Here is a 25605-nt window from a genome sequence, read left to right as displayed (position 1 = left end):
CTCAGCTCAGCTCAGCGAGGCGATCTCGAAGAAGCCGTCGGCGACGAGTTCGGGCAGCACGGCCGCCGCGTGCGCCCGCGCCTCCCCCGGGTCGATCCCGGTGAGCTGGGCGATGGCGTCCAGCAAGGGCCCGAGCGGCAGCGTGCCGTCGCAGACCCCCGCGAGACCCGCCTCCACGGTGCCGACCCCGGCCGCGCGGCGCAGCCGCCCGGACTGCCGCAGCAGGATGCGCTCGGGGTCCTCGGCCCCCGGCGGGCCGACCTGTTCCTGGACGACCCCCGCCGCGGTGCGCAGTCGGACCCGGTCGAGCCCGCCCGACTGTCCACAGACTGTGGAAAACTCCCGGGAACCGGAGACCCCGTCGAGAACGTGTCCCACATACCCCCCGACCGGCTGCTCGACGGCGTGCCGAAGCTCCTCGACACGGACGGTCGGCGCGGCGGCACCGGTGCACCGCAACGTGATCCAGCCGAAGCCGATCCCGGTCACGCCCTGCCGCTCGAAATCGTCCAGCCACGCGTCGTAGCGGGACCGGTACTCGGCCGTGCCGGACTCGCAGGAATCGCGCAGCCACAGCTCGGCGTACTCGGCCGGATCCTGGACGTCGCGCTGCACGATCCAGCCGTCGCACCCGGACTCCCGGGCCCATCCGCCGACGCGTTCCTCCCAGGAAACACCCTCGATATGCAGCCAATTCGCCAGGAACTGGCAGTGCCCGCCGTCGTTCAGCAGGCCCGGCGCCCCGGTCACCAGGCGCCGGCAGAACTCGTCCCCCGGCAATCCCGACTCCCGGTAGACCAGCCGCCCCGAGGGCCCGACGACGAAGGGCGGATTGGACACGATCAGGTCGAACCGGCGGTCGCGCACCGGCTCCAGCAACGAGCCCTCCAGCAGCTCCACCCCGTCCAGCCCGGAGAGCGCGAAGCTCATCGCGGCCAGCCGCAGGGCGCGCGGGTTGACGTCGGTCGCGGTGATCCGGGCGGGCCGTGGCCGCACCGCCCGGTCCGCGACGTGCAGCGCCTGCACGCCGCATCCGGTGCCCAGATCCAGAAAGTTATCCACAGGGCTGTGGACGACCAGCCGGGCAAGATTCCCGGACGCGCCGCCCACACCGACCACATGATCGGCCCCCAGGACGGCGCCGTCCCCCGGCCGGACCTTCAGGTCCGACACGGCATACCCGGCATGGCCGCCGTTCACCGACTCCAGCGGCTCGACGTGCAGAACCGCCCGCACCTCCCCGGCGGACACCCCGGCCAGGCCCGCGGCGACCAGGACGTCCGCGAGGCCCTTCATCCCCGGAACGTCCGCGGGCACGGGCACCTGGAGCCAGAACAGCCGGGTCAGCGCCTCCAGCTCCGTCCCGCCGCCCGTCGCGCGCAGGGCCGGGACGATCTCGTCGCGCGCCAGCGCCCCGCCGGCGACCGGGCCGAGCAGCTCCCGCACCCCCGCGACGGTGTACCCCGCCTCGTCGAAGGCGGCACGGACGGGACGCAGGAGCGGGAGGGGCTCATGATGATCAGGCATCCGCCAATCCTGCCCGCTCCCCGCGCCGCCGTCCGCCCAACCCCGCACGGCGAGTCGGCCCCAGGCGCCGCGACCGCCCCAGCGTCCCGCCACCGCGCCCTGTCCAGCATCATGGACGCGAGCGCACGGGGGGACGGCGTTGACCATGGCTGTACAGCTGAGCTGGCTGCGGACGTTCGTGACCGTCTACCGCCTCGGCTCCTTCACCAAGGCGGCGCACCGGCTGGAGCTCTCCCAGCCGGCCGTCACCCACCAGATCCGCACCCTCGAACGCGAGCTCGGCACCGCGCTCTTCGAACGCCTCCCGCAGGGCGCGGTCCCCACCGCCGCCGCGGAGGCCCTGGTCCGCGACGTGCAGGGCCCGGTCGACGCGCTCGACTCCGTGGTGGACCGGCACTTCGGCGACGGTCCCGGCGGCCACCGGCTGTACGTCGGCGGGCCGGTGGAGCTGATCACCTCCTGGGTGGTCCCGGCCGTCGGCGAGCTGGTCGCCGGCGGGCTGCGGCTGAGCTTCGGCCTCGGCCTCGCCGACGACCTCCTGCGCGACCTGGTGGCCGGCGACCACGACCTGGTCCTGTCGACCATCCGGCCCCGGCTGCGCGGGATCACCGCCAAGACCCTCGGCGACGAGGAGTTCGCGCTGCTGGCCTCCCCCGAGCTGGCCGGGCGCCTCCCGCTCGGCCGGATCACCGAGGAGGAGGGCGCGGCCGTCCTCGCCGGCTGCCCGCTGATCGCCTACGCCGAGACACTGCCGATCATCCGCCGCTACTGGCTCACCGTCTTCGGGGTGCGTCCGGCCGCCGCGCTCGCCCTCGTCGTCCCGGACCTGCGCGGCGTGCTGGCCGCCGTCCGCGCCTCCGCCGGGATCTCGGTGCTCCCCACCTACCTCGCGGCGGGCGCGCTCGCCCGCGGCGAGGTGGTCAGGCTGCTGCGGCCCGAGCTCCCGCCGGTCGACACCTTCTACCTCGCCACCCGCGAGGGGGACCTGAACCGCCCCGATCTGGCGCTGCTCCACGACCACCTGATGGAGAAGGCCCGGCTGTGGACCTGACCGGGCCCGGCGGCGCCACCGAGGGCGGAGCCGGGAACGGGCCGCGCCTCCGGATCAGGCCAGGTACGCCCCGAAGCCCTTGGCCAGGGACTCGGCGATGCGCTGCCGGAACGGCGCGCTCGACAACTTGGCCGCGTCCGACTTGTTGCGCATGTTCCCGCACTCGATGAAGACCTTCGGCACCGTGGAGGTGTTGAGCCCACCGAGGTCGGAGCGCGGGTCGAGCGCCTTCTTGCCGAGGTAGGTCGAATAGGCGATGCCGGTGCCCGAGTGGTACGCGTCGCGCAGCGACCGGCCCAGCTTCAGCGAGGCGGGCACCGCCTTGGTGTTGCCGCCGCCCTTCACCGCGATCGGCTCGATGATGTGGAACCCGTGCCCGGACGCGGCGGCGCCGTCGGCGTGGATCGACAGCGCCGCGTCCGCGTGGGCCTTGTTGCCGACCGCGGCGCGCTCGGTGACGCAGGGCCCCACCCCGGTGTCGTTCGGACGGGTCAGCAGCACCTTGGCGCCGTCCGCGCGCAGCAGCTTGGCCAGCCGGTTGGACACGTCCCAGGTGAAGGCGTGCTCGTCGTACCCGGCGTTGGTGCTCGTGCCGGTGGTGTCGCACTCCTTGTGCCCGTTGCCGATGTCGACCTGCTTGGCGATCTCGGCCGGGTGCGAGGTGTTGCCGCCGTTGTGCCCCGGGTCGAGAACGATCACCTTCCCGTGCAGCGGCTCCCCGCCCTGCCCCGGCTGCGGCGAAGCGCCGTCCGGGCCGCGCGCGCCCGCGGGCGCGGTCGCCCCGGCGGTCGGCGGCGCGACGGTCTCATCCGGCCCCCCGGACGCCTTGGAGGAATCGCCGCACGCGGCGAGCGCGCCGAGGCACAGCGCGATACCGGCGACCGCGGAGCCGCCTTGAAGGATGCGCACAGCCCGTTCCCCCCGTGATGAGTTCGTTATCGACCCTGACAGTCTGCACACCGCCGTGCGTACGTCAAACGAAGTCGCCGAAATCACCCGGCGCCCGAACGACCGGTCAGCCGGGCGGGGCCTCACGGCCCAGCAGCGCGGCGAGGGCGCGCGCCTCGTCGGCGTCCAGCCCCAGCACCACGCGGGGCCGCCCCCACGGATGGTCGATCGAGTGGGTCACGTAGCTGGCGACGGACTCCGAGAGCCGGTCGGTCAGCCCGCGCGCGTACCGCCACTCGGCCCACGCGCGCTCCAACTCGCTCGCCGCGCGTTGCGCGGACGACACCAATTCCGGATCGCGCACGTTCCGACCCCCCCTGGGTGACCTCGGCCCTTCCCTGCGCCCCGCCCTGCGGCGGTCTCCCCCATTAACCCCCCGCGGGCCTTCCCCGGCCGGACGATCGAAGCAGGCTTGGCCCGTCCCTTACCTTCAGGCCACCGGTTCGGGACGGCGATCGACCTCGCGTGCACCGGCCACCTGACCGTCGCGGCACCGGACCGTCACGGCACCGGGACGGTCAGGTCACCGAGAAGGCCGGGCCACCGGATCAGGCCGCAGAGGCGGGCCGGGGCAGACCTGTCAGGGCAGGTCAGGTCACGAGGACGGGTCCCGTCTTGGGAACGGGGCCCGTCGTCGAGCGGACGACCAGGTGCGGCACGACCAGGTTCTGCCGGGGCACCCGCCCGGGGTCGCCGATCCGCGCGGTGAGCAGCTCGGCGGCCACCCGCCCCATGTCGCGGCGCGGCTGGTCGACGCTGGTCAGCGAGATGTGCCGGATCGCCGCCAGGTGCGTGTTGTCGTACCCGACGATCGACAGCCCGTCCGGCACCTCCAGCCCCAGCTCGTCGGCCGCCGACAGCGCGCCCGTCGCCACCAGGTCGTTCGGCGCGAAGATCGCGGTGGGCCGCGGGTCCCGGGTCAGCAGCGCGCGGGTGGCCCGGTAGCCGCCCTCCTCGGTGAAGTCACCCGCCTCCACCACGATCTCGTCGGTCAGCCCGTGCCGCCGCATCGCCTTCTCGTACCCCGCGCGCCGGTAGCGCGCGGTCGTCGAGCGGGCCCCCTCGATGTGCGCGATGCGCCGGTGCCCGAGGTCGACGAGATGGTCGACGGCCAGGCTGGCGCCGAGTTCGTCGTCGTCGACCACGATGTCGACCCCGACGACGTCGCGCTCGCCGACCACCACCACCGGGACGCTGGCCGCCGCCTCCTTGAGCGACTCGGGCACGACGCTGAGCAGCACCAGCCCGTCCACCCGCATCTCCAGGAACGCCTCGACCGCCTCGGCCTCGAACAGCGGATCCCACCGCCCGCTGCCCACCAGCATCCGCAGCCCGGCACCGTGCAGGCTCTCCTGCAACCCGTCGAGGAACTCGGCGAAGAACGGGTTGTGCAGGTCGGCCACGATCGCGCCGATCAGCCTGGTGCGCCCCTCCACCAGGCTGCGCGCGACGGCGTTCGGCCGGTATCCGAGCTCCCGCGCGGCCTGCAGCACCGCCTGCCTGCGCCGCTCGCTGACATGCGGCGACCCGCGCATCACCAGGGACACCAGCGACTTCGACACGCCCGCGCGCTCGGCGACGTTGCGGATGGTGGGCTTCGGCGCGGGCGCGGGCACGGTTCTCCCCTCGGTGCTGCTGCGCGGCGCGGGGACCGCGCCCTCTCCCGGCGCCGTCCTCTCGTTGCGCGGGGGGGTTCCTTCACCAGCTGACATGGCACTCCGTCCAGGGGGCCTGTAGGACCTGCCGCCGCGGCGCTCCGAGCCCGCTCCGGGGGTCGGCGCACCTTCCTCTCTCGCGAGGAGATGCCATGATGCCTCTCCTTCACCCCAAACCGTCGCAACAGTGAGTAACGGGCCGTCGCCAATGGGAGTTCGGGCCTGTGGTGTTCTGGATCACACTCCTGCGCGCGCCACCCGGGCGGCCGGGAAGAGGCCCGGCTCACCGGGCGTGACGTGCCTTCACGCATGCTCGGATACGCTGCCCGGGTGGGAGATCGTGCGGTGGCCGGAGGTAAGGCACAGAGCGGGCAGAGCGGGCGCGGCGGCAGTGGACGGAGCCGCCGCAGGCTCAGCGTCGACGAGCGGCGGGACGAGCTGATCAAGGCCGCGCTGCAACTGTTCAGCACCCGGTCGCCCGAGGACATCTCGATCGATGACGTGGCCGCCGCGGCGGGCGCCTCGCGCGCGCTGGTCTACCACTACTTCGGCGGGAAGTACGAGCTCTACATCGCGGCTCTGGCCAGCGCGGCCAAGCAGCTCTCGGTCCTGCTCGAACCGCCGACCGAGGGCCGGCCGCTCGAACGGCTCCAGATCTCGCTGGAACGCTACTTCGACTTCGTCGAGAGCCACGCCGCCGGCTTCACCGCGCTACTGCGCGGCGGCCCGGCCGATCGTTCGGGCGAGGTCGGCGAGATCGTGGACGGCATCCGGCAGCTCCTGCTGGGCCGGATCCTCCAGGCCGTCGGCGTCGAGTCGCCGCAGCCGATCCTGCGCATCACGCTGCGCTCCTGGATGGCCTCGGTGGAGACGGCCGGCCTCGACTGGCTGGAGAACCGCGACCTGACCCGCTCCGAACTGGAGCGCCTCCTGGTCGATCAGCTGATCGTCCTGCTGCACGTCGCCGGGCAGCACGACCCGGGCACCGGCGCCCTCTTCGACCGCCTCTCCAAGCAGGAGCTGAGCACCGAGCACTGACCCGCCGCCGGTCCCGGCCGGGGCGTCCCGGTGTTCTGAGCGTTCTGGACGGTCTGCGGGCATGCGAATGTCCCGTCCGCTGTCACGAACGGGACATCCGGTCGAACGGTGAGTGGCCCAGGACCGCGATTCTCGGATGATCGTGGTCCTGGACCGTCGTCCAGGAGGCCCCTGAACGCGTCCTCGCCCGAATGTCGTGCGAGGTTGTTCAGCGGCCTCCTGGGCGCCCCCCAATACTTGCGCGGCGTGCGTCCGGCGGGACCTGACGGCGCCCGCCGGTCGGAGTGCGCTACTCCGATCGCTGCTGCGGGATTCCCGCCAGCAGCGCCCGCACCTCAGCCTCGCGGTAGCGCCGGTGTCCCCCCAAGGTGCGGATGGACGTCAACTTTCCAGCCTTCGCCCACCGAGTGACGGTCTTGGGGTCGACGCGGAACATCGTCGCCACCTCTGCCGGCGTCAGCAGGGGCTCGGCCTCTGGCGTACGTGCTGACATGTGTGCGGCCTCTCCTCCGTGGACCGATGACAGCGATCCTGCGATTGATCCTCGCGCGGTCACGATGTCCCCTATGGCCCGAAAGAGCCACTATGACATCACAACGTGTAACCTTGCCACCACTCAACGCAACAAGCAAGTACCTGGCATCAGGTGCGTAGGAACATCCATGAACGCGGCACCCTGCCTGCGTGTTACATGGCCACTGGGTCACGCTGCGTGATTCTAGCGACACGTATAGTCGTATCGCGCGCGGATTCGGGAAATTTGTTCAGTTCGCACTCTCCAGGGCCCGTACGGGCCGCCAGCGAGCGAGGAGACGCTTGTACATCGCGACGGTGAGTTCCACCTCGCCCCGCGCCATCGCGGCGAGGGCGACGCCCGTCTCGGCCACCGACTGGTCGGCCCGGAGCGCCGCGTCGTCGAGCAGATGCACCAGCCCGCCGTAGTCGAGCTCCACCAGGGCGCGCGGATGGAACCCGTCCAGCCAGCGCTCGAGCGCCTCGAGCCGTCCCGCCGCGAGCAGGCCGCCCTCCCCGGTGCCGGGGCGGGCCCGCACGACCGGGATCGCGGTCCCGACGCGGCGGCGCGCCTCATACATCGAGGTGACGTAGATCAGCGTACGCGCCGGAGCGGCCGTCACAGGGCCACGACCTGCGGATTCACGCGAACCGTCCGCCGATCCGCGGTAGCCGGTGCCCGCCGCGCCCAGCAGCAGGCAGCGCTCGGTGCCGGCGAACGGAACGAACCAGGCCACCGGCACGTGCCAGTTGCTGGTCAGGATGTACGGGTGCAGCGGACGGCCCGACCGCTTCCACCGCCCGAACTCGCCCATCGCCCGCTCGGCCACCATCGGCGGGACGAACGAGGCCGCCGCCACCGCCGGCGTCTCCTGCCGGAACCGCGCGAACGCCAGCCAGGAGCGCAGCCGGGTCTCCCACGGACAGATGAAGATCATGTCGTCCGAGCGGCGTACGTAGGCGTCCGGGCTCTCCCGCTCCGGCACCACCTCGGGCGGCGCGGCGATCAGCCGGCGGGCGGCCTGCCGGTGCTCGACGCCGAGCGCGTGCATCCGCCGCGGGCGCCGCCGGGAGTCGGCATAGGCCGTCCACAGCGTCCGTGCCGGTTCCGGGAAGGCGGTCACCGGCTCATATACCCGTAGGTACGCGGCGTACGGAAGCACCATCGCATCGTGACACGAGCCGGAGCCGCACGGCGTCCTTCAAGGAGATGATCACACCTCCGCCGCGGCGGCGGGGGACCGGACGGGACGGCCCCGGCCGCCTTTAGTCTGATCCAGAGACAGAGAGGAGGGCACTACCGTGCCTAATGTCTTCGGGGCGCCCCACAAGGGCACCGAACCCCGACACGAGCAGGTCGTCTTCTGCCAGGACGAGGCCAGCGGCCTGCGCGCGATCATCGCGATCTACTCCACCGCGCTCGGCCCCGCGCTGGGCGGCACCCGCTTCTACCCCTACGGGTCGGAGGAGGACGCGCTCGCCGACGTGCTGAACCTGTCCCGCGGGATGGCGTACAAGAACGCCCTCGCCGGACTCGATCTCGGCGGCGGCAAGGCGGTCATCATCGGCGACCCCGCCACCGACAAGTCCGAGGCGCTGCTACGGGCGTACGGGCGGTTCGTCCAGTCGCTGAACGGCCGCTACTACACCGCGTGCGACGTCGGCACCTTCAGCGAGGACATGGACGTCGTGGCGCGCGAGTCGCGCTTCGTGACCGGCCGGACGGCCGAGCACGGCGGCGCGGGCGACTCGTCCATCCTGACCGCCTTCGGCGTGTTCCAGGGCATGCGCGCCGCCGCCGAGACCGTCTGGGGCGGCCCGACCCTGCGCGGCCGGCGGGTCGGTGTCGAGGGCGTCGGCAAGGTCGGCCACCGGCTGGTCGACCACCTGCGCGAGGACGGCGCCGAGGTGGTGGTCTGCGACGTGAGCGAGCACGCGGTCGCCCGGGTGCGGGAGCGGCATCCGGAGGTCGAGGTCGTCGCCGACAACGACGCACTGATCCACAGCGGCCTGGACGTGTACGCGCCGTGCGCGCTCGGCGGGTCGCTCAACGACGCCACGGTGCCCGAGCTGACCGCCCGGATCGTGTGCGGCGCCGCGAACAACCAGCTCGCCCACACCGGCATCGAGAAGCAGCTCGCCGACCGCGGCGTGCTGTACGCCCCCGACTACACGGTCAACTCCGGTGGCGTGATCCAGGTCGCCGACGAGATCGACGGCTTCGACTTCGACCGCGCCAGGGCCAGGGCGTCCGGGATCTTCGAGACCACCCGGCGGATCTTCGCCCTCGCGGCCGACGAGGGCGTCCCCCCGGCGGTCGCGGCGGACCGCCTCGCCGAGCGGAGGATGTCCGAGATCGGCCGCCTGCGCGGAATCCTGCTCTAGCCGGCGAGCACCGCGCCCGGCCGCCCGCTCGCCCGCGCACGCCCCGCCGGGACGTGTGTCCTTGCAGTTACAGTGAGTGACTGTTTCCGCTTGAACACACGCTCCGGCGGGGCAGCCCGACCCAAGTCGGTGAACTCGCAATCACCCGATACACTGGGGATCTCCGCAACGAGCGTGCCGCCACGTACCGACGATGTATCGAGCCGGGCGCAAAACGGGTACGGTTGGTTCCGTGACTGACGCATGGCTCATCAGGCACCGGTTCGTGTGGTACACGCGCGCGTTGATGGGCCCACGAAAGCCCTGACCATCGAGGGGGTCGAGCCAATGGGTCGCGGCCGAGCCAAGGCCAAGCAGGTAAAAGTTGCCCGCCAGCTTAAGTACAACAGCGGCGGCACAGACCTCGACCGCCTGAAGAGCGAGCTGGGAGTCAACGACTCCTCCGGCGAAGACTACGACGAGCTCGCCGAGAAATACGCCGACTACGCCGACGACTACGGCACCGAGGAGCCCAAGGACGGCCCCTCCAGTCGTTGATCGGCACAGGCATCATGCCACTGCCCGGCCATTCGAGCCGGGCAGTGGCATTCGTGCACCTGGCGTGACCGCAGACTGGGGTACGGGCGTGGCGGGCACGCCCGTGACCGGCAGCCGATAGCGGACGGTGTCCGCATGCGCCCATCCCATGGGCGCCAGCGTCCTGTACGCGCCGAGGCCGACCAGAACCACCAGCGGACCGGCCCAACGCCTCAGAAGCCCCCTCAGCCGCACGAATCGCCCGTGCCAGGCCGTCCGGACGGGCCGGGACGCTCTGGTCCTGTCTCTCAGCGGTCACACTCATGTGACCGCCGAGCGCCGCCCCGGGATTCCTGGCGGGCGGCGGCTCGGCGGTCAGCAGAAGACGGCGGTCGGCGGTCAGCCGAAGACGGCGGTTCCGGTGCCGGGGACGATCTCGCCGAGCGTCCAGGCGGGCACGCCCCGGGAGGCCAGCAGGCGGAGCGCCGCGTCGGCCTCGTCGGGCGCGACGATGGCGGCCATGCCGACGCCCAGGTTGAAGGTCTTGTCCATCTCGGCCGCCGGCACCTCGCCGTGCGCGGCGAGCACCGCGAAGAGCGGCGGGATCGTCCAGGAGGAGCGCCGCAGGACGGCGTCCGCCGTGGGCGGCAGGGAGCGGGCCAGGTTGGCGGTCAGCCCGCCGCCGGTGATGTGCGCGAACGCCCGGACCCCGCCGGCCCGGGTGAGCGCGAGGCAGTCCTGGGCATAGATCCGCGTCGGAGTGAGGAGTTCCTCACCCAGGGGACGGGAAAGGTCGCCCGGCTGCGCCTCCAGGGTCAGGCCGGTGCGGGCCAGGATGTGCCTGACCAGCGAGTAGCCGTTGGAGTGGATGCCGGACGAGGCCATCGCCAGGACCGCGTCGCCGGGCCGGACCCGGCCCGGCCCGAGCAGCTCGTCGGCCTCGACGACGCCCGTCCCGGCGCCGGCGATGTCGAACTCGTCCGGCCCGAGGAGTCCCGGGTGCTCGGCGGTCTCGCCGCCCACCAGGGCGCAGCCGGCGAGGGCGCAGCCGTCGGCGATACCGCCCACCAGGTCGGCGATCCGCTCGGGGATGACCTTGCCGCAGGCGATGTAGTCGGTCATGAACAGCGGCTCGGCGCCGCAGACGGCCAGATCGTCGACCACCATGCCGACCAGGTCGTGCCCCACGGTGTCGTAGATCCCGAGGCGGCGGGCGAGGTCGACCTTGGTGCCGACGCCGTCGGTGGAGGTGGCCAGCAGCGGGCGCCGGTAGCGCAGGAAGGCCGAGGCGTCGAAGAGCCCCGCGAAGCCGCTGGCGTCGTCGACCACCTCGGGCCGCCACGACCGCGCGACGCGGGACTTCATCAGCTCGACGGCGCGTTCGCCCGCCGCGATGTCGACCCCGGCGGCCTCGTACGAGGTGCCGCTCATGCTCTGGTCCTCTCGGTGGTGATCGGGAAGGCCTGCGCTGGAACGATCCCGCTCACGATCGGGACGGCTCCAGCAGGTGCTTGCCCCTGGCGGCGGCCTCCACCTCGATCGGGTAGACCCCGTCGAAGCAGGCCCGGCAGAGGCTGTCCTTGGCGATCTGGGAGGCGGCGATCAGCTCGTCCAGCGCGATGAAGCCGAGGGAGTCGGCGCCGATCCAGTCCCGGATGCCCGCGACGTCGAGGTTGCCGGCGATCAGCTCGGCCTTGGTGGCGAAGTCGATGCCGTAGAAGCACGGCCAGGAGACCGGCGGGCTGGAGATGCGCACGTGCACCTCGGCCGCCCCGGCCTCGCGCAGCAGCGCCACGACCTGGCGCTGCGTGTTGCCGCGCACGATCGAGTCGTCCACCACGACCAGGCGCTTGCCCTCGATCGCCTCGCGGAGCGGGTTGAGCTTGAGCCGGATGCCGAGCTGGCGGATGGTCTGGGACGGCTGGATGAAGGTCCGGCCGACGTAGGAGTTCTTGACCAGGCCCTGCCCGTACGGGATGCCCGACGCCTCGGCGTAGCCGATCGCCGCCGGGGTGCCCGACTCGGGCGTCGGGATCACCATGTCGGCCTCGACCGGGTGCTCGCGGGCCAGCCGGCGGCCGACCTCCACCCGGGTCGCCTGGACGCTGCGCCCGGCGATCGAGGTGTCGGGACGGGCCAGGTAGACGTACTCGAACAGGCAGCCCTTGGGGCGCGCCTCGGCGAACCGCTCGGACCGGACGCCGCCCGCGTCGATCGCGATCAGCTCGCCCGGCTCGATCTCGCGGACGAAGCGGGCGCCCACGATGTCGAGCCCCGCGGTCTCGGACGCGACGACCCAGCCGCGGTCCTCCAGGTTGCCCAGCACCAGCGGCCGGATCCCCTCGGGATCGCGGGCCGCGTACAGGGTGCCCTCGTCCATGAAGACCAGGGAGTAGGCGCCCTGGGCGACGGGGAGGATCTCCCGCGCGGCCTGGAGCGGCCCGTCCTGCCACTTGATCGGGGCGGCCGGCGCCGTGCCGCCCGCCTCCGCGGCGGCGGCGCGCGCGGCGGCCTCGACGCGGACGGCGCGGGCCCGGGTGGCGAGCAGCGCGGTCAGCACCTCGGTGTCGGTGGTCGCGGTCAGCTCGCGGGGGTCGAGCCGGTCGGCGAGCTCCAGGGTGTTGATCAGGTTTCCGTTGTGCGCCAGCGCCATCCCGCCGTCCTCGGTGGACCGGAAGGTGGGCTGGGCGTTCTCCCAGGTCGGGGACCCGGTGGTGGAATAGCGGCAATGGCCCACGGCGATATGGCCGCGCAGCGTATTGAGCACCGACTCGTCGAAGACCTGGGCCACCAGGCCCATGTCCTTGAAGACGACGATGCGGGAACCGTCACTGACCGCGATGCCCGCCGACTCCTGGCCCCGGTGCTGGAGCGCGTAGAGCCCGTAGTAGGTGAGCTTGCTCACCTCCGCCGGGTCGGCCGGGTCCGGGGGGACCCAGACGCCGAAGACACCGCAGGCGTCCTGCGGTGGGCGGTCGGAGGGGTCGAGGTCGTGGCTCAGACGTCCGTCACGGAGAGGCACGCTCGCCAGTGTAGATGCCCCCTTCACCTGCTCCGATCGGCGCATCTCCTTAACCGACCTTTACTCCCCGGAATCACAGGCCCGCGGCCGGGCACGGAAATGTGGTCGGCGACATGAGGGAGGAACGCATGACCATGCCGGGGTACCGAACGCACACGCCGTCCGCGCCGCCCGAGCGCGGCGGTCTGGCCAAGGCCTCGCTGGTCCTGGGGATCATCGGGCTCATCGGGCTGGCGCTGTGCCTGCTGGGGATCGTCCCCGCCGCCGTGGGGGTGGTGCTGGGGATCGTCTCGGTGAGGCGCGGCGAGGGCGGGCGCCGCACGGCGGGGGCGGGCATCGCCGTCTCCGCGGTGGCGCTGGTACTCGGCGCGGTCGCGCTCTTCTGGCTGCTGGACAAGGCGGCGCAGTGCGGGGACGAATCCCTGTATCCGGACGACGCGGCCCGGCAGCAGTGCGTAGAGCGCGAGTTCCCGTTCGCCAAGGAGACCGCGACCCCCTGAACGGACGACCGGAGGACCAGACCGGCGGTCAGGAGGGGGCGTTCCCAGCGGCCAGGGCGCGGACGGCCTCAACGTCCAGCGCGGACGTGTAAACGCGGAAGTCGTCCAGGAGGCCGGAGAAGGCGGGCTTGGTGGGCTCGCTGCCCAGGAGGATCGGGCCTGCGGGCGCCACCACCGCGTGTTCCAGGGGCTCGGCCACGCCGCCTCTCCTGCCATGCCCCGACCGACCGATCGCCTCCACGCTCGCAGCGCCGGGCCGCCCGCACAAGCCCCGGGCGGGCACGGGCCCCGGCGGCCGGCGTCAGCCCTGCGGCGGGCCCTGAGGGAGCGGGAGATGGCCGGACAGGTCGGCGCGCGCCCCGCTGGCCCGGACGCGTCCGTCGTCCAGCGCGTCGGTCCAGGCGAGGCGCCCGGTGGCCAGCGCGATCCAGGTCGCCGCGTCCATCTCCACCACATTCGGCGGGGTTCCCCGGGTATGGTGCGGGCCGTCGACGCACTGAACGGCGGCGTACGGGGGGACGCGGACCTCCACCGAACGGCCCGGCGCGAGCTCGGCCAGCCGGTCGAGGAGGAACCGCACCGCCCCCTTGACGACCGGCCGGGACGGCTCGGCGCCCGCGTCGTAGGCGGCGAGCACGGTGTCGAGCGCGGCGCGGCGCAGCGCGGCGGGCTCGTCGGCGCCGGCCGACGGCGGCAGGCCGAGCGCGGTCCGCTGCTCGTCCAGGACGGCGCGGGTGAGAGGTGTGCGGGACATCGGGACCGACGCTACCCGAGTCCCGTCCGACGGCCGCCCGCCGCCGGTGGCGCCGGAACCGGCCGTCACCCGGTAGAAAGGGTCCGGTGCCGGCACGGGGATCCAAGAGGTTCGGGGGGCGCCGGGGGGAGGCCCTCCGGCGGGAGGACACGGAGGTTCGTCAGATGCCCGAGGCGCTGCCGTTGCAGCCCGGCGACCCGCGAAGACTCGGCTCCTACGAGATCGCGGGCCGGCTCGGCGTGGGTGAGCAGGGCGCGGTCTTCCTCGGCCGCGGTCCCGCCGGACGCGACGTCGCGGTGAAGCTCCTGCACGTCCGGCTCAGCGGCGAACCGGTGGCCCGGTCACGGTTCACCGGAGCGTTCGCCCCTGCGCGAAGGGTCTCCGGGTTCTGCACCGCGGCGATCCTGGAAGCCGAGGTCGAGGGCGACCGTGCCTATGTGGTGAGCGAGTGCGTCGATGGCCCCTCCCTTCAGCAACTCGTAGACGACGAGGGTCCGCGCGGCGGCGCCGTAGTGGAACGTCTGGCGGTCGGTACGGCGATCGCTCTGGCCGCCGTCCACCGGGCCGGCGCGGTGCACCATGACTTCAAGCCGGGCAACGTCCTGCTAGGGCGCGACGGGCCCCGCGTGTGCGACTTCGGTATCGCACCCGCGCTGGACGCGGTGAACGCCGGTCCTTCAGGGAACGTGACCGACGACCCCGCCTACAAGGCTCCTGAGCAGCTCAGCGGTATGGGCGTCGGCCCCGCCGCAGACGTCTTCGCGTGGGCGGCCACCATGCTGTTCGCCGCCGCCGGGAAGCCGCCCTTCGGGCAGGACTCGCCGTCCGAGGTGATGCAGCGGATCGTCTACGACGACGCCGACCTGTCGACACTCCCCGAGTCGCTGCGCGAGGTGGTCACGGACGCGCTGGCCAAGGACCCTGCCGAACGTCCGACCGCGAAGCTCGTCCTGGAGCGGCTGCTGGACGAGGACGGCGAGCTGGCGCCCCGGATACCTCCGACGATGCTGACCGAGGGCAGGGCCCTCGCCAAGAGCTCAACCCCGCAGCCCGACCCCCCTGCACCGCCGCCCGTTCCCCCAACGCCCGCACCCTCCTCGCAGCCCGCGCCGTCCGCACCCTCCGCGCAGCCCGCTCCCCCAGCGGCGGCTCCGGTGCCTGCGCTTCAGGCCCCGGCCATCTCAGGCCCGATGTTGCCGGCCCCCGTCACCGCGCCCACCCCCATCCCTGCCCCGATTCCCGCTCCGCAGAGTCAGGCGAGGCCCAACCAGCCGGCGCTCGCACCGGCGGCGCTACGGAACGGTGCCGTCCCCTCTCATGATCCGGACGCGGGAGCGGCCGATCCGACGGCCGCGTTCCAGGCGATCGACCCGAACGGGCCGGCGCCGCTGTACGAGCCGCCCGCGAGTCCCGCCGACCGCACGGAGCCGACGCCGCACCTGATCCCGGGGCTGGAGCCCGGCCAGGGCGACGACGGGCGGCACTCGACGGCGATCCTGGCGATGCCGACGAAGTTCAGCCGGCCGAGCAACCACGTGCTCGGCGTGGCGCTGTCCCTGATCATCGGGGTCGGGGTCGGTATCGCGATCATCAGCCTGGTGCTGTGGCCGCTCAAGGGCGGCGACGACAAGCCCCCGTCCGGCCCTGCCGTCGCCGACGACCAGCCGGTGACCTCGATCCCCGAGTCGTTCTCGGGGACCTGGAAGGGGACGGCGGTCAACGCGATCAACAACGTCAGCTTCCCGATCGAGGTGACGTTCCAGGAGGGGTCCACGACCGCGCACGCCGTCTACCCGAAGGAGAAGTGCAACGGGACGCTCAAGCTGACCCGCGGCACCGGGAAGCAGTTGGAGATGTCGCTGACCGTCCCGCGGCCGTGCACCAGCGGGAACGTCCAGGTGACCCGGCAGCCGGACGGGACGTTGCAGTACGCGTGGAGCTCGCCGCAGAACCAGCGCGGCTACGCGGGGAAGCTCAGCCGCAACTGATCCGCGACCTGCGTACATGTCGGCTTTAGCGGCATATTGCAGCCAGGATCCATTAGGGTACCGGTCGGTCGAAGACCACGATCTTGGGCAGGGACCGTCCCCCGGGCGGTCCCGCCCGACCGAAGGAGACCCACGTGCGGACTGTGCACCGAAGGCTGCTGACGGTCGGCGCCGTCGCGACATGCGTGGGGGCCGCGGCGACGCTCCCCTCGCTCGCCGCCGACCCCGACGCCGCGCTCGTGAAGGTGGCGGCGGCCGAGGGCACCCCGGTGCCCGGCCAGTACATCGTCACCCTCAAGGACGGCGCCTCCTCCGACTCGGCCGCCAAGAAGGTCCGGGCCGCGGCGGTGCAGCGCTTCGACGGCGTCCTCAACGGGTTCGCCGCCCGGCTGAACCGCACCCAGCTCGACCAACTCCGCCGTGACCATCGGGTGGCGGCCATCGAACAGGACCAGATCGTCAAGGCGTCCGGCACCCAGCGCGCGCCGCTGCCCTGGGGCCTGGACCGGATCGACCAGCGCAAGCGGCCCTTGTCCAAGTCCTACTCCTACGGCGCCCGCGGTCGCGGCGTCACCGCGTACGTGATCGACACCGGCGTCGACGCCGGCCACCGCGAGTTCGGCGGCCGGGCCGCGTCCGCCTGGACCGCCCCGCAGTTCGGTGGCGACGGCCGCGACTGCAACGGCCACGGCACGCACGTCACCGGGATCATCGGCTCCAAGACCTACGGCGTCGCCAAGGAGGCCAAGCTCCGCTCGGTCCGGGTGCTCGGCTGTGACGGCAGCGGCCCGATGTCCAACCTCGTCGCCGCGGCCCAGTGGCTCCGCACGCACGCCGCCAAGCCGGCCGTGGCCAACATGTCCGTCGGCGGCCCCAAGTCGGCCGCGCTCAACACCGCGGTCACCAACCTGTCCAAGTCGGGGGTGTTCGTCTCGGTCGCCGCCGGCAACGAGGGCCAGAACGCCTGCAAGACCTCGCCCGCCAGCGCGGGCTGGGTCATGGCGGTCGGCGCGACCACGTCCTACGACAACCGGGCCGACTGGTCCAACTACGGCTCCTGCGTCGACATCCACGCGCCGGGCTACGGCATCTGGTCCACCTGGCCGGGCAACGGCAAGCGCGCCCTCAGCGGCACCTCCATGGCCACCCCGTACGTGAGCGGTGTGGCGGCGCTCTACCTCACCACCCACCGCGGCGCGGGCTTCTCGCAGGTGCAGAAGTGGATGACCGACAGCTCCACCCGCGGGCAGGTCAAGCGTCTCCCCAAGGGAACGACGAACAAGCTCCTCTTCAAGGGAGGGCTGTGAGGCCGGTCACGTAGTCTGGCCCGGCTCCCCCGCTGCGGGGGGCCGGGCTTCCTGTACTCCGAACCGCCTCCACGCCACAGGGTTTAACCTTGGCGGCGATACAGATGGTTCATTACCGTTCATTGGCATTCGGTCGGTGACTCGCCCCGAGACCCGGGGCAGGCTGGCCGGACCGGCCGAATCCCGCGGCGCACCGCCCGGGAACCGGGGACCCACTAGCCGGGGCGCTCACACCGTCCCGGCCGGGGTGAATTCACCGCACGCCGGTGATAGGGCAGACTCCGGCCCGAATCCGTCAGCTAACCCGGTAGGCCATCGAGGAGAGGAGAGGACGTGGAGACCCCCACCTCCACCCTTCGGCGCGCCACCGCGGCCCTCGTGGCCGCCGCGGCCGTCCTGCCGCTGTGCGCGGGCGGGACCATGGCCCGGGCCGACCCGGGCGACAGCGGGCGCTTCGCGAAGCTGAACGGCCAGATCGAGAAGCTCGACAAGGCCTACGGCGGCGACCTGGCCAAGCTCAAGGACGCCGAGCACGACGCCAAGCAGGCGGTGGCCCGGTCCAAGGACCTCAAGACCGACCTGGCCTCGGCCCGCGACCTGGTCGCCGAGCTCGCCGCCACCCAGTACATGACCGGCGGCGCCGACCCCACCGCCGCGGTGCTGGGCTCGGACGACCCCGCCGCGTTCCTCGGCAACCTCAGCCTCGCCAGCCACCTCGCGCAGAAGAAGTCGGCGAAGGTCCAGCAGATCAAGAAGCTGGTCACCGACCAGGACAAGGCCCGCCGGGAGGCGGAGCAGAAGATCGGCGACCTCGAGAAGCACATCCGGGACCTCACCCGGCAGAAGAACCGGATCAGGACGCTGGTCAAGAAGTACAAGCCCGAGTCGCCGAGCGTCGGCATGGGCGGCGTGACCCCCCGCATGCGCAAGGTCAAGGACACCCTCGACCAGGAGCAGGGCCCGTTCCCGACGATCGGCTGCGTCCGCTCGACCGGCGACCCGCAGGACCACGGCACCGGCCACGCCTGCGACTTCATGGTCACCACCGGCGGCCAGATGGCCGCCGGCAGCGCCCAGGCCCTGGGCGACCGCACCGCCGCCTACGCCATCGCCCACGCCAGCGCGCTCGGCATCAAGTACATCATCTGGCGCCAGCGCATCTACGACATGCGCAGCCCCGGCTGGGACCCCATGTCCAACCGCGGCGGTACCACCGCCAACCACTACGACCATGTCCACATCTCGGTCTTCTAGACGTATCGCCTTCTGACCAGGGCCGCAGCTCACGAGATCTCCCGAGAGGGCACATCCAGGGCACTCGTGCCCGGACTCGAATTCCCACGGGTGAGGCATCGGCCTTCCGGACAAATGAATGGCCGCGCGGCCAAATCATCTTTACCGTTGCCGGATGGCGGTGAACGGGATGTGGCCGGGCGACCGGCGGGTGAGGATCGTTGTTCAGCGAGTGCGGCTGGGGGGCCGGGAGTACCGCGTTATCAGCCCCGCCCGCCCTTTGAAGAATGCGTCATTGCGCCAGATGGACAGATACTTCAGCTTCACCGTGGACCGTCCGGAAGGGCGCCTGATGGGCGCGCTCTGGCTGTTGGCGGCACGGTCGCAGCGTTCGGTCGTCTACCTCCCGACTCGGACGGCCCCGTGCCCGCCGGGCCTGGAAGACGACGGTGTAGCAGTGGACCTTGTAATGAGCCACCACTCGCTTCAGCTGCGCCCGGCTCAGTGGAAGCGGATCCGGCAGCGGATCAGCCGGGGGAACCCCCCTCGCGACCTTCGTACGGCACGGTTGCCCGCCAGCGACGTCCTCGTCGAGGAGGACATCGATTTCGACGCCCTGGACCACGCGGAGAACAGGGACCTGCTTCGGCAGCACGTGTACGGGGAGACGCTGTTTATGACGGGCAGCACCTCTGCATTCAGGAGGCAGGCACGGCACTTCTTCGACGCGGCGAAGACCGGTCCCAAAGTGGCTGCCCGCGGCTACCCGTACTTTCCTGGCGGGTGCAACTACCACTACTGCACGGTCTTCGACGATGACCTGCCAGAGGCGGACCAGCAGTTGGTGCATGTGGAGTACCTGCCGAGCTGGACGCGGTGACAACGACGCCCCCCAAGGCGTCGCCCCGTTGCGTCCGTGACTACGAACGCCCGCCCACCAAGCAATATGGTCCATGATCATCGTAATGGGACGACGACTGCGCACACCGCCGCACGTGATCAGCTGTCGCCACCAGGTCATCGCGGGGACGGCAGTCAGCGACCTTGACCGTGATCGAACTGATTTCGTCGGCGTGCCCGTTGCGCGCCAGCCAGAGCAAACGATCATGGTCGTGGACGGTCGTCAACGGGAGGGGCGCACATAGGGGCAGGTCAGCGGTTGTGCAGGTGACCGGCGGGCGGTGGATGAGACTTTCCCAAGCTGACAGCGCGGATCAATCACGGAACGGGCGACCCCCTGACTGAAGGGGGCAGCCTGTTCACAGGTCAGCGGCTCCTACTCGTCGTCCTGTTCACTCAACATGGTGGGTCACGGCCCCAGACGCCGAGGGCACATCCAGGGCACATGGACCTGAGATCACCTAAGAGTTGGCGCGAGTCGGTGAGGGCAGAACACCAGGTCAGAGTCGGTTTCTGGCCACGCTCCGTAGGTCACGAGCACCCCGTGATCAGAACTCGGTCTTCTAGCGAGCGCTGGACCGGCTACGAGACGGCTTTCAGCGGTAGGTCGCCGCCTCGCCAGGTGGCTGCCAGCTCCTGCACCGGCACGTTGAGCGCCTCGCCGAGGCGGACGATCGTGCCGAACCCGGGGGAGGGCAGGCGGCCGGTCTCGATCTTGCGCAGGGTCTCCGGCGACATGCCGGCCGCGTGCGCGACCTCCGCGAGGTCGCGTTCTGCCCGCGCGTGGCGCAGCAGGGCGCCGAGGCGCCTGCCGGCTTCGATCTGTTCGGGCGTGAGCGGTTGGCGGACCATGTCCCCAGGGTAGGACTGGTATTTCTATACCGTCAAGCACTAGAGTGCCGGTATAGAAATACCGGCACTCCCTGTACGTGAGGTACTCGTGATCGAACTGAAGACGCCCGCGGAGATCCAGCGGATGCACGTGGCCGGGCGTTTCGTCGCCGACGCGCTCTCCGAAGTCCGCCGGCTCGCCACAGTGGGCGTCAACCTCCTGGACCTGGAACACCACGTGCGCGCCATGATCGAACGACGCGGTGCGAAGTCGTGCTACTGGGACTACGCGCCGTCCTTCGGCCGCGGTCCGTTCCGCAACGTCATCTGCCTGTCGGTCAACGACGCCGTCCTGCACGGCCTGCCCCACGACTACGCGCTGCGTGACGGGGACGTCCTCAGCGCGGACCTCGCGGTCGGCATCGACGGCTGGGTGGCGGACTCGGCGTGCACGGTCGTCGTCGGGACCGCCGCCGAGGAGGACCTGCGGATCATCCGCGCCACCGAGGAAGCGCTGGAGGCGGCGATCGAGACGGCGCGTCCGGGCAACCGCCTGGGCGACATCTCGGCGGCGATCTGGGCGGTGGCCCGCGACTACGGCTATCCGGTCAACAACGAGTTCGGCGGCCACGGCCTCGGCCGCACCATGCACGAGGAGCCCCACGTCTCGAACAAGGGCCGGGCGGGGCGCGGCCTCACGCTCCGTCCGGGTCTGACCCTCGCGCTCGAACCCTGGTTCGCCCGCACGACCGACCGGATCGTCTACGACGCCGACGGCTGGACCATCCGGTCGGCCGACGGCTCGCGCACGGCCCACTCCGAGCACACGGTGGCCATCACCGAGGACGGCCCCCTCGTGCTCACCCGGCGTGAACCGGACCGCCCTGCGACGAGGGAGGACCCGCCAGTTCGTCTGTCCGGAAAGGACGCCTGATGCTCCAGCGGTGGGCTCGCCCGAACGAGCGCCCCGTCCGGCCGGCTCAGCTCACCGGGTCGCGCCGCCGCCGTGCCGTGGTCGGAACCGGGGCGATCGCGCGTCGGCGGACGATCAGCACGATGACGAGGACGACCTGGAGCACGATCGGCAGGATCATCCCGATCGAGGGGGCGGGATCGGAGCCGACAAGGTTGGAGATCAGGCCGGTGTCCCAGAGACCGTGCACGAGCATCGGCAGCAGGATCGTGCCGCCGACGCGGAGGCACAGGTAGAAGAAATAGCCGGAGGTGGACACGATCACTGCCTGGAGAACGGCCTGGGTGCCCTGGCCGATGGCGTTGCTGACGTGCGCCGCGCCGAAGACCAGCGAAGAGTAGAGGGCGACCCTGCCCTCACTGAGCCCGGCCCGGCGGAAGACGTTGACGCCGATCCCCCGGAACATCAGTTCCTCGCCGACGCCGACGAACACGCCGAGCGCCAGCAGGCACAGCACCAGGGTCACGCGCTGGTCGGCCAGGTTCCCGTAGTCGAGGCCGGCGACCGAGACGACCAGCATCGAGACCGGCACGAACCACACCCAGCGCCGGACCGGCACCCGGCAGCGCACGACGTCCGGCCACCAGCCGAGCCAGGTCGTCAGGGCCGCGGCGAACACGATCGAGGCGCCGATCGGGACCAGCGCGTTACGGATCATCGACTCGGTGGTCGGGAACTCGCTCTTGGAGTCGTGGGTATCCACCCCGATGAGCAGGCCGAGCCCCTGGATGACGGCCAGATAGACCAGGACCACCACGATGAACCACGGCCAGGTGAGCCGCCGCCCTCTCTGCCCGTCCTGCTCCCCGCTCGTCGCCATCATCGCCACGTCACATCCTGTTGCTCAGCGATGGTCCGGCCCATGGGGGTGCGCGAGGGTGCATCGCGGCAGGGGTCCCTACCAGGGGATTCATCCCAAATACTAGTCGGCCATTGACTCCGGTGGGAGGAACGGGACCGAGCCGCCACGTGCGTTGGGAATGGCCACCAGGTGTTCGAGCGACAGGTCCTGGGGCTGGGACTCCAGGGCGATCACCAGGGCGCCGCCCGCCTTGTCGACGGCTTCGAGCCACTGGAGCATCACCTTCGCGTCCCGCTGGCCGTTGGCGCCCTGGACCATGAAACCGGCCTCTCCGGGGCCGTCGACGACGCTGAACGCGAGGCGGGCGGCGAGGTTCCAGCCCGCGCAGTTCGACACGACGCCGTCCCGCACGGTCAGCGGCGGGAGCGCGTCCATGTGCGGCGGCGCGACGACCACCAGGTGCGGGATCGGCTCGGCGGCGTAGGTGACGTTCTCTCGGGTGACGAGCATGCGCGGGAGTATCGCACGCTTCGCCGGATCAGGTGGAGTGCCGCAAGGCGGCCCCTGGAAGCGCCTCCAGCGCCCGTCCAGACGGCCCAGGACGACCGTGGCGGCCCCGGTATCGGGGACGGCAGGGCGGGCAAGTGACGGCCCGTGACGCGGACGGGCGCCCGGCCACGTGGGTGGACGGGCGCCCGTGGGGCGTGCCGGATCAGCCGGCGTAGCTCGGCAGGGTGCGCTCGTGCGACTCGCGGAGCTCGGCCAGCGGGATCGAGAACATCTCCTGCTGGTCGCCCTCCGGGCCGCGGCCCGAGACCGTCAGCGAGTCGCCGCCGGCGTTGCCGATCTGCGTGACCGGAACGCCCTTGGCCTCGCAGAGCGCCGCCAGCTTGGACTCGGCGCCGGGACGCACCGCGACCACGGCGCGGGCCACCGACTCGCTGAACAGCGACACGAACGGGTCGCCGGGCAGCATGATTCGGGCGCCCATGCTGCCGCGCAGGCACGACTCGACCAGGACCTGCGACAGGCCGCCGTCCGACAGGTCGTGCGCGGCGGTGAGCAGGCCCTCGCGACCGGCCTGGACCAGCACCGACGCCAGCGCCGCCTCGGCGGCCAGGTCGACCAGCGGGGGCAGGCCGCCCAGGTGGCCGTAGACCACGTGCGCCCATTCGGAGCCGCCGAACTCCTCGCGGGTCTCACCGAGCAGCGCCAGGGTGGCGCCGTCGGAGGTGAACGACATGTTGACGTGCCTGCGCACGTCGTCGTGCACCCCGAGGACCCCGATGACCGGCGTCGGGTTGATCGGCGTGCTGCCGGTCTGGTTGTAGAACGACACGTTCCCGCCGGTGACGGGGACGCCGAGGTAGCGGCAGGCGTCGGCGAGGCCCTCGACCGCGCGGGCGAACTGCCACATGACGCCCGGGTCCTCCGGCGAGCCGAAGTTGAGGCAGTTGGTGACCGCGAGGGGACGCGCGCCGGTGGCGGCGACGTTGCGGTACGCCTCCGACAGCGCGAGCTGGGCGCCGGCGTACGGGTCGAGGCGGGTGTAACGGCCGTTGCCGTCGAGGGACAGCGCGATGCCGAGGCCCGACTCGTCGTCGATCCGCACCACGCCCGCGTTCTCGGGCATGGCCATCACCGTGTCGCCCAGTACGTACCGGTCGTACTGCGAGGTCACCCACGTCTTACTGGCGAGGTTGGGCGAACCGGCCAGCCACAGCACGGTGCGGCGCAGCTCGTCGCCGTTGGACGGGCGGGTCAGCCGTCCCGGGGTGTCGGACTGGAGCGCGCCGAGGTCGGCGGGCACCGCGATCGGACGCTCGTAGACCGGGCCCTCGTCGACGGCGGTGCCCGGCGGGATGTCGACGATCGTCTCGCCGCGCCAGGTCATCACCAGGCGGCCGGTGCCGGTGACCGCGCCGATCACCGTCGCCGGGATCTCCCAGCGGTCGCAGATCTCCATGAACCGGTCGACCTTGCCGGGCTCGACCACGGCCATCATCCGCTCCTGCGACTCGCTCATGAGGATCTCCTCAGGGCGCAGGGTCGCGTCGCGCAGCGGGACGGAGTCGAGCTCGACGTGCATGCCGCCGGTGCCGGCCGCGGCCAGCTCCGTCGTGGCGCACGACACACCGGCGGCGCCGAGGTCCTGGATGCCGACGACGAGGTCCTCGGCGAACAGCTCCAGGCAGCACTCGATGAGCAGCTTCTCCATGAACGGGTCGCCGACCTGGACGGCAGGCCGCTTCTGCTGCGACTCGTCGTCGAAGGTGGCCGAGGCGAGCACCGAGGCGCCGCCGATCCCGTCGGGGCCGGTGCCGGCGCCGAAGAGGATCACCCGGTTGCCAGGTCCGGGGGCGATCGCCCGCTGGATGTCGCCGTGCTTCATCACGCCCACGCACAGCGCGTTGACCAGCGGGTTCTGTGCGTAGCAGGCGTCGAAGACGGTCTCGCCGCCGATGTTGGGCAGGCCGAGCGAGTTGCCGTAGCCGCCGACTCCGGCGACCACGCCGGGCAGCACCCGCTGGGTGTCGGGGGCGTCGGCCGGGCCGAAGCGGAGGGAGTCCATGACCGCGATCGGGCGGGCGCCCATCGACATGATGTCGCGGACGATGCCGCCCACGCCGGTGGCCGCGCCCTGGTAGGGCTCCACGTAGGACGGGTGGTTGTGCGACTCGACCTTGAAGGTCACCGCCCAGCCCTGGCCGATGTCGACGACACCGGCGTTCTCCCCCATCCCGACCAGCAGCGCGTCGGTCTGCGGGGCCTTGTCGCCGAACTGGCGCAGGTGCACCTTGGAGCTCTTGTACGAGCAGTGCTCGCTCCACATCACCGAGTAGATCGCCAGCTCGGCGGCGGTGGGGCGGCGTCCCAGGATGTCGCGGACCCGCTGGTACTCCTCGTCCTTCATGCCCAGCTCGGCGAACGGCTGGGGCCGGTCGGGCGAGGCCGCGGCGACCGCGACCGTGTCGGTGGCCGGGTCGGCGGCGGGCGACGGGACGCCCACCGCGGTGATCACGGGCTGCGGGCCCGTCGGCGGCCGTTCGCCGGACGCCACGGGCCTGTCCGGCCGGCCGGGCTCGCCGGACTCGCCCGCCGGGCCTGAGGCGGCGGCGAGCGCGGCGAGGCCCGCGACGGGGTCGGACGAGCCCTCGGCCGGACGCTCGGGCCGCGCGGGCGGCTCCTGCTGGTCGCGGAGCTCGGGCAGGGCGAACGGGCCGCTGCTCTCGCCGGGCCCCTCGGGGCTCCGGGGGGACTGGGAGGACCGGGGGTTCTCGAAACTCCCCGATCCCTGGGATCCCTGGGGCTCGCGGCGGGCGGCGGCGGCAGCGGCGGCGACATCCGGGTTGGTGAGGCCGGGGTCAGGGAAGCCGGGGTCAGGGAAGCCGGGGTCAGGGAAGCCGGGGGCGGACGGGTCCGAGGCCGACGCCTGCGCGATGCCGGTGCCCTCGGCGGCCAGCGCCTTGACGAAATCGCGCGCGGGGTCGCCCGCGTTGGCCGGCGCCTCGGCCGGATCGGTCGCCTGGACCTCGTTCAGCGGCGGGATGGGACCGGTCAGCGGCCCCGAGGTCTCCTCGGGCACCGGATGGCCGATACCGGACGACGACCGCCCGGCCGCCGGGACGGCCCGCTCGCCGGACGTCCTCGGGATCGGCCCG

24 protein-coding genes and 1 riboswitch are annotated in these 25605 nt (G+C 72.0%); of the genes, 10 read left to right on the top strand and 14 right to left on the bottom strand.

The window, feature by feature from the left end; translation table 11 throughout:
* Nucleotides 1-6: 6 nt before the first annotated feature.
* On the bottom strand, nucleotides 7-1527 hold the full coding sequence (locus QP090_RS16815; protein ID WP_285939854.1) for a DUF7059 domain-containing protein: 1521 nt from the start codon (nucleotides 1525-1527) through the stop codon (nucleotides 7-9).
* A gap of 145 nt (nucleotides 1528-1672) precedes the next feature.
* Here QP090_RS16815 and QP090_RS16810 point away from each other — a divergent pair, with 145 nt between their 5' ends.
* On the top strand, nucleotides 1673-2578 hold the full coding sequence (locus tag QP090_RS16810; RefSeq protein WP_285939853.1) for a LysR family transcriptional regulator: 906 nt from the start codon (nucleotides 1673-1675) through the stop codon (nucleotides 2576-2578).
* Between the two features lie 54 nt (nucleotides 2579-2632).
* On the opposite strand, the gene QP090_RS16805 is transcribed toward QP090_RS16810, so the two are convergent.
* From QP090_RS16805 to QP090_RS16795, 3 genes are all read right to left on the bottom strand, one after another.
* Nucleotides 2633-3487, bottom strand: a complete 855-nt coding sequence (locus QP090_RS16805) for an N-acetylmuramoyl-L-alanine amidase (RefSeq protein ID WP_349666493.1) — start codon at nucleotides 3485-3487, stop codon at nucleotides 2633-2635.
* Nucleotides 3488-3593: 106 nt separating this feature from the next.
* On the bottom strand, nucleotides 3594-3830 hold the full coding sequence (locus QP090_RS16800) for a hypothetical protein (RefSeq protein ID WP_285939852.1): 237 nt from the start codon (nucleotides 3828-3830) through the stop codon (nucleotides 3594-3596).
* 286 nt (nucleotides 3831-4116) lie between these two features.
* Complete coding sequence (locus QP090_RS16795) at nucleotides 4117-5238, bottom strand: LacI family DNA-binding transcriptional regulator (protein ID WP_285939851.1); 1122 nt, start codon at nucleotides 5236-5238, stop codon at nucleotides 4117-4119.
* A 273-nt stretch (nucleotides 5239-5511) separates the two neighbouring features.
* On the opposite strand from QP090_RS16795, the gene QP090_RS16790 reads away from it, so the two are divergent.
* Nucleotides 5512-6219 (top strand): TetR/AcrR family transcriptional regulator, encoded by a 708-nt coding sequence (locus QP090_RS16790; protein ID WP_285939850.1) that lies wholly within the window; start codon nucleotides 5512-5514, stop codon nucleotides 6217-6219.
* A gap of 289 nt (nucleotides 6220-6508) precedes the next feature.
* Here QP090_RS16790 and bldC read toward each other — a convergent pair whose 3' ends face one another.
* Nucleotides 6509-6712: a developmental transcriptional regulator BldC gene (gene bldC / locus QP090_RS16785; protein ID WP_012850682.1), complete on the bottom strand. Its 204-nt coding sequence runs from the start codon at nucleotides 6710-6712 to the stop codon at nucleotides 6509-6511.
* Nucleotides 6713-6983: 271 nt separating this feature from the next.
* Nucleotides 6984-7898, bottom strand: coding sequence for a DUF8083 family protein (locus QP090_RS16780; RefSeq protein ID WP_490393318.1), 915 nt, complete (start codon nucleotides 7896-7898; stop codon nucleotides 6984-6986).
* 136 nt (nucleotides 7899-8034) lie between these two features.
* Between QP090_RS16780 and QP090_RS16775 the strand changes: the two genes are divergently transcribed.
* Nucleotides 8035-9117, top strand: coding sequence for a Glu/Leu/Phe/Val family dehydrogenase (locus QP090_RS16775; protein WP_285939849.1), 1083 nt, complete (start codon nucleotides 8035-8037; stop codon nucleotides 9115-9117).
* 327 nt (nucleotides 9118-9444) lie between these two features.
* Entirely contained in the window at nucleotides 9445-9654 is a 210-nt protein-coding gene (locus QP090_RS16770) for a DUF3073 domain-containing protein (RefSeq protein ID WP_285940100.1), read from the top strand.
* 378 nt (nucleotides 9655-10032) lie between these two features.
* Here QP090_RS16770 and purM read toward each other — a convergent pair whose 3' ends face one another.
* Both purM and purF read right to left on the bottom strand, forming a co-directional pair.
* The gene (gene purM, locus QP090_RS16765; RefSeq protein ID WP_285939848.1) at nucleotides 10033-11064 is read right to left on the bottom strand and encodes a phosphoribosylformylglycinamidine cyclo-ligase; all 1032 of its coding nucleotides are present in this window, start codon (nucleotides 11062-11064) and stop codon (nucleotides 10033-10035) included.
* Nucleotides 11065-11116: 52 nt separating this feature from the next.
* The gene (gene purF / locus QP090_RS16760; protein WP_285939847.1) at nucleotides 11117-12655 is read right to left on the bottom strand and encodes an amidophosphoribosyltransferase; all 1539 of its coding nucleotides are present in this window, start codon (nucleotides 12653-12655) and stop codon (nucleotides 11117-11119) included.
* A gap of 128 nt (nucleotides 12656-12783) precedes the next feature.
* Between purF and QP090_RS16755 the strand changes: the two genes are divergently transcribed.
* Nucleotides 12784-13155, top strand: a complete 372-nt coding sequence (locus QP090_RS16755; RefSeq protein WP_285939846.1) for a DUF4190 domain-containing protein — start codon at nucleotides 12784-12786, stop codon at nucleotides 13153-13155.
* Nucleotides 13156-13183: 28 nt separating this feature from the next.
* Here the strand turns inward: QP090_RS16755 and QP090_RS16750 are convergent, their stop codons facing one another.
* Nucleotides 13184-13354 (bottom strand): LamG domain-containing protein, encoded by a 171-nt coding sequence (locus QP090_RS16750; RefSeq protein WP_285939845.1) that lies wholly within the window; start codon nucleotides 13352-13354, stop codon nucleotides 13184-13186.
* A 102-nt stretch (nucleotides 13355-13456) separates the two neighbouring features.
* Nucleotides 13457-13909 carry a sterol carrier family protein gene (locus tag QP090_RS16745; RefSeq protein WP_285939844.1) on the bottom strand — a complete coding sequence of 151 codons (453 nt, stop codon included), beginning with the start codon at nucleotides 13907-13909 and terminating at the stop codon, nucleotides 13457-13459.
* 164 nt (nucleotides 13910-14073) lie between these two features.
* On the opposite strand from QP090_RS16745, the gene QP090_RS16740 reads away from it, so the two are divergent.
* The 4 genes from QP090_RS16740 (at nucleotide 14074) to QP090_RS16725 (ending at nucleotide 19317) form a co-directional block, all read left to right on the top strand.
* The gene (locus QP090_RS16740; RefSeq protein WP_285939843.1) at nucleotides 14074-15897 is read left to right on the top strand and encodes a serine/threonine protein kinase; all 1824 of its coding nucleotides are present in this window, start codon (nucleotides 14074-14076) and stop codon (nucleotides 15895-15897) included.
* A gap of 134 nt (nucleotides 15898-16031) precedes the next feature.
* Nucleotides 16032-17204: a S8 family peptidase gene (locus QP090_RS16735; protein WP_285939842.1), complete on the top strand. Its 1173-nt coding sequence runs from the start codon at nucleotides 16032-16034 to the stop codon at nucleotides 17202-17204.
* Between the two features lie 164 nt (nucleotides 17205-17368).
* Nucleotides 17369-17534: riboswitch (cyclic di-AMP (ydaO/yuaA leader) on the top strand.
* 3 nt (nucleotides 17535-17537) lie between these two features.
* Complete coding sequence (locus tag QP090_RS16730; protein ID WP_285939841.1) at nucleotides 17538-18458, top strand: coiled-coil domain-containing protein; 921 nt, start codon at nucleotides 17538-17540, stop codon at nucleotides 18456-18458.
* Nucleotides 18459-18612: 154 nt separating this feature from the next.
* On the top strand, nucleotides 18613-19317 hold the full coding sequence (locus QP090_RS16725) for a hypothetical protein (protein WP_285939840.1): 705 nt from the start codon (nucleotides 18613-18615) through the stop codon (nucleotides 19315-19317).
* A gap of 602 nt (nucleotides 19318-19919) precedes the next feature.
* Here the strand turns inward: QP090_RS16725 and QP090_RS16720 are convergent.
* On the bottom strand, nucleotides 19920-20189 hold the full coding sequence (locus QP090_RS16720; protein WP_285939839.1) for a helix-turn-helix domain-containing protein: 270 nt from the start codon (nucleotides 20187-20189) through the stop codon (nucleotides 19920-19922).
* Between the two features lie 88 nt (nucleotides 20190-20277).
* On the opposite strand from QP090_RS16720, the gene map reads away from it, so the two are divergent.
* The gene (gene map, locus QP090_RS16715; protein ID WP_285939838.1) at nucleotides 20278-21102 is read left to right on the top strand and encodes a type I methionyl aminopeptidase; all 825 of its coding nucleotides are present in this window, start codon (nucleotides 20278-20280) and stop codon (nucleotides 21100-21102) included.
* 46 nt (nucleotides 21103-21148) lie between these two features.
* Here map and QP090_RS16710 read toward each other — a convergent pair whose 3' ends face one another.
* From QP090_RS16710 to purL, 3 genes are all read right to left on the bottom strand, one after another.
* Nucleotides 21149-21964 (bottom strand): CPBP family intramembrane glutamic endopeptidase, encoded by an 816-nt coding sequence (locus QP090_RS16710; protein WP_285940099.1) that lies wholly within the window; start codon nucleotides 21962-21964, stop codon nucleotides 21149-21151.
* A gap of 99 nt (nucleotides 21965-22063) precedes the next feature.
* Nucleotides 22064-22453 carry a hypothetical protein gene (locus tag QP090_RS16705; RefSeq protein ID WP_285939837.1) on the bottom strand — a complete coding sequence of 130 codons (390 nt, stop codon included), beginning with the start codon at nucleotides 22451-22453 and terminating at the stop codon, nucleotides 22064-22066.
* A gap of 202 nt (nucleotides 22454-22655) precedes the next feature.
* The gene (gene purL, locus QP090_RS16700; protein ID WP_285940098.1) at nucleotides 22656-24857 is read right to left on the bottom strand and encodes a phosphoribosylformylglycinamidine synthase subunit PurL; all 2202 of its coding nucleotides are present in this window, start codon (nucleotides 24855-24857) and stop codon (nucleotides 22656-22658) included.
* Nucleotides 24858-25605 lie beyond the last annotated feature (748 nt).

It is taken from the genome of Actinomadura xylanilytica (genome assembly GCF_030283145.1).
In the GTDB taxonomy this organism is placed as follows: Bacteria; Actinomycetota; Actinomycetes; order Streptosporangiales; family Streptosporangiaceae; genus Spirillospora; species Spirillospora xylanilytica.
This window is presented reverse-complemented; position numbering and strand designations above follow the sequence as displayed.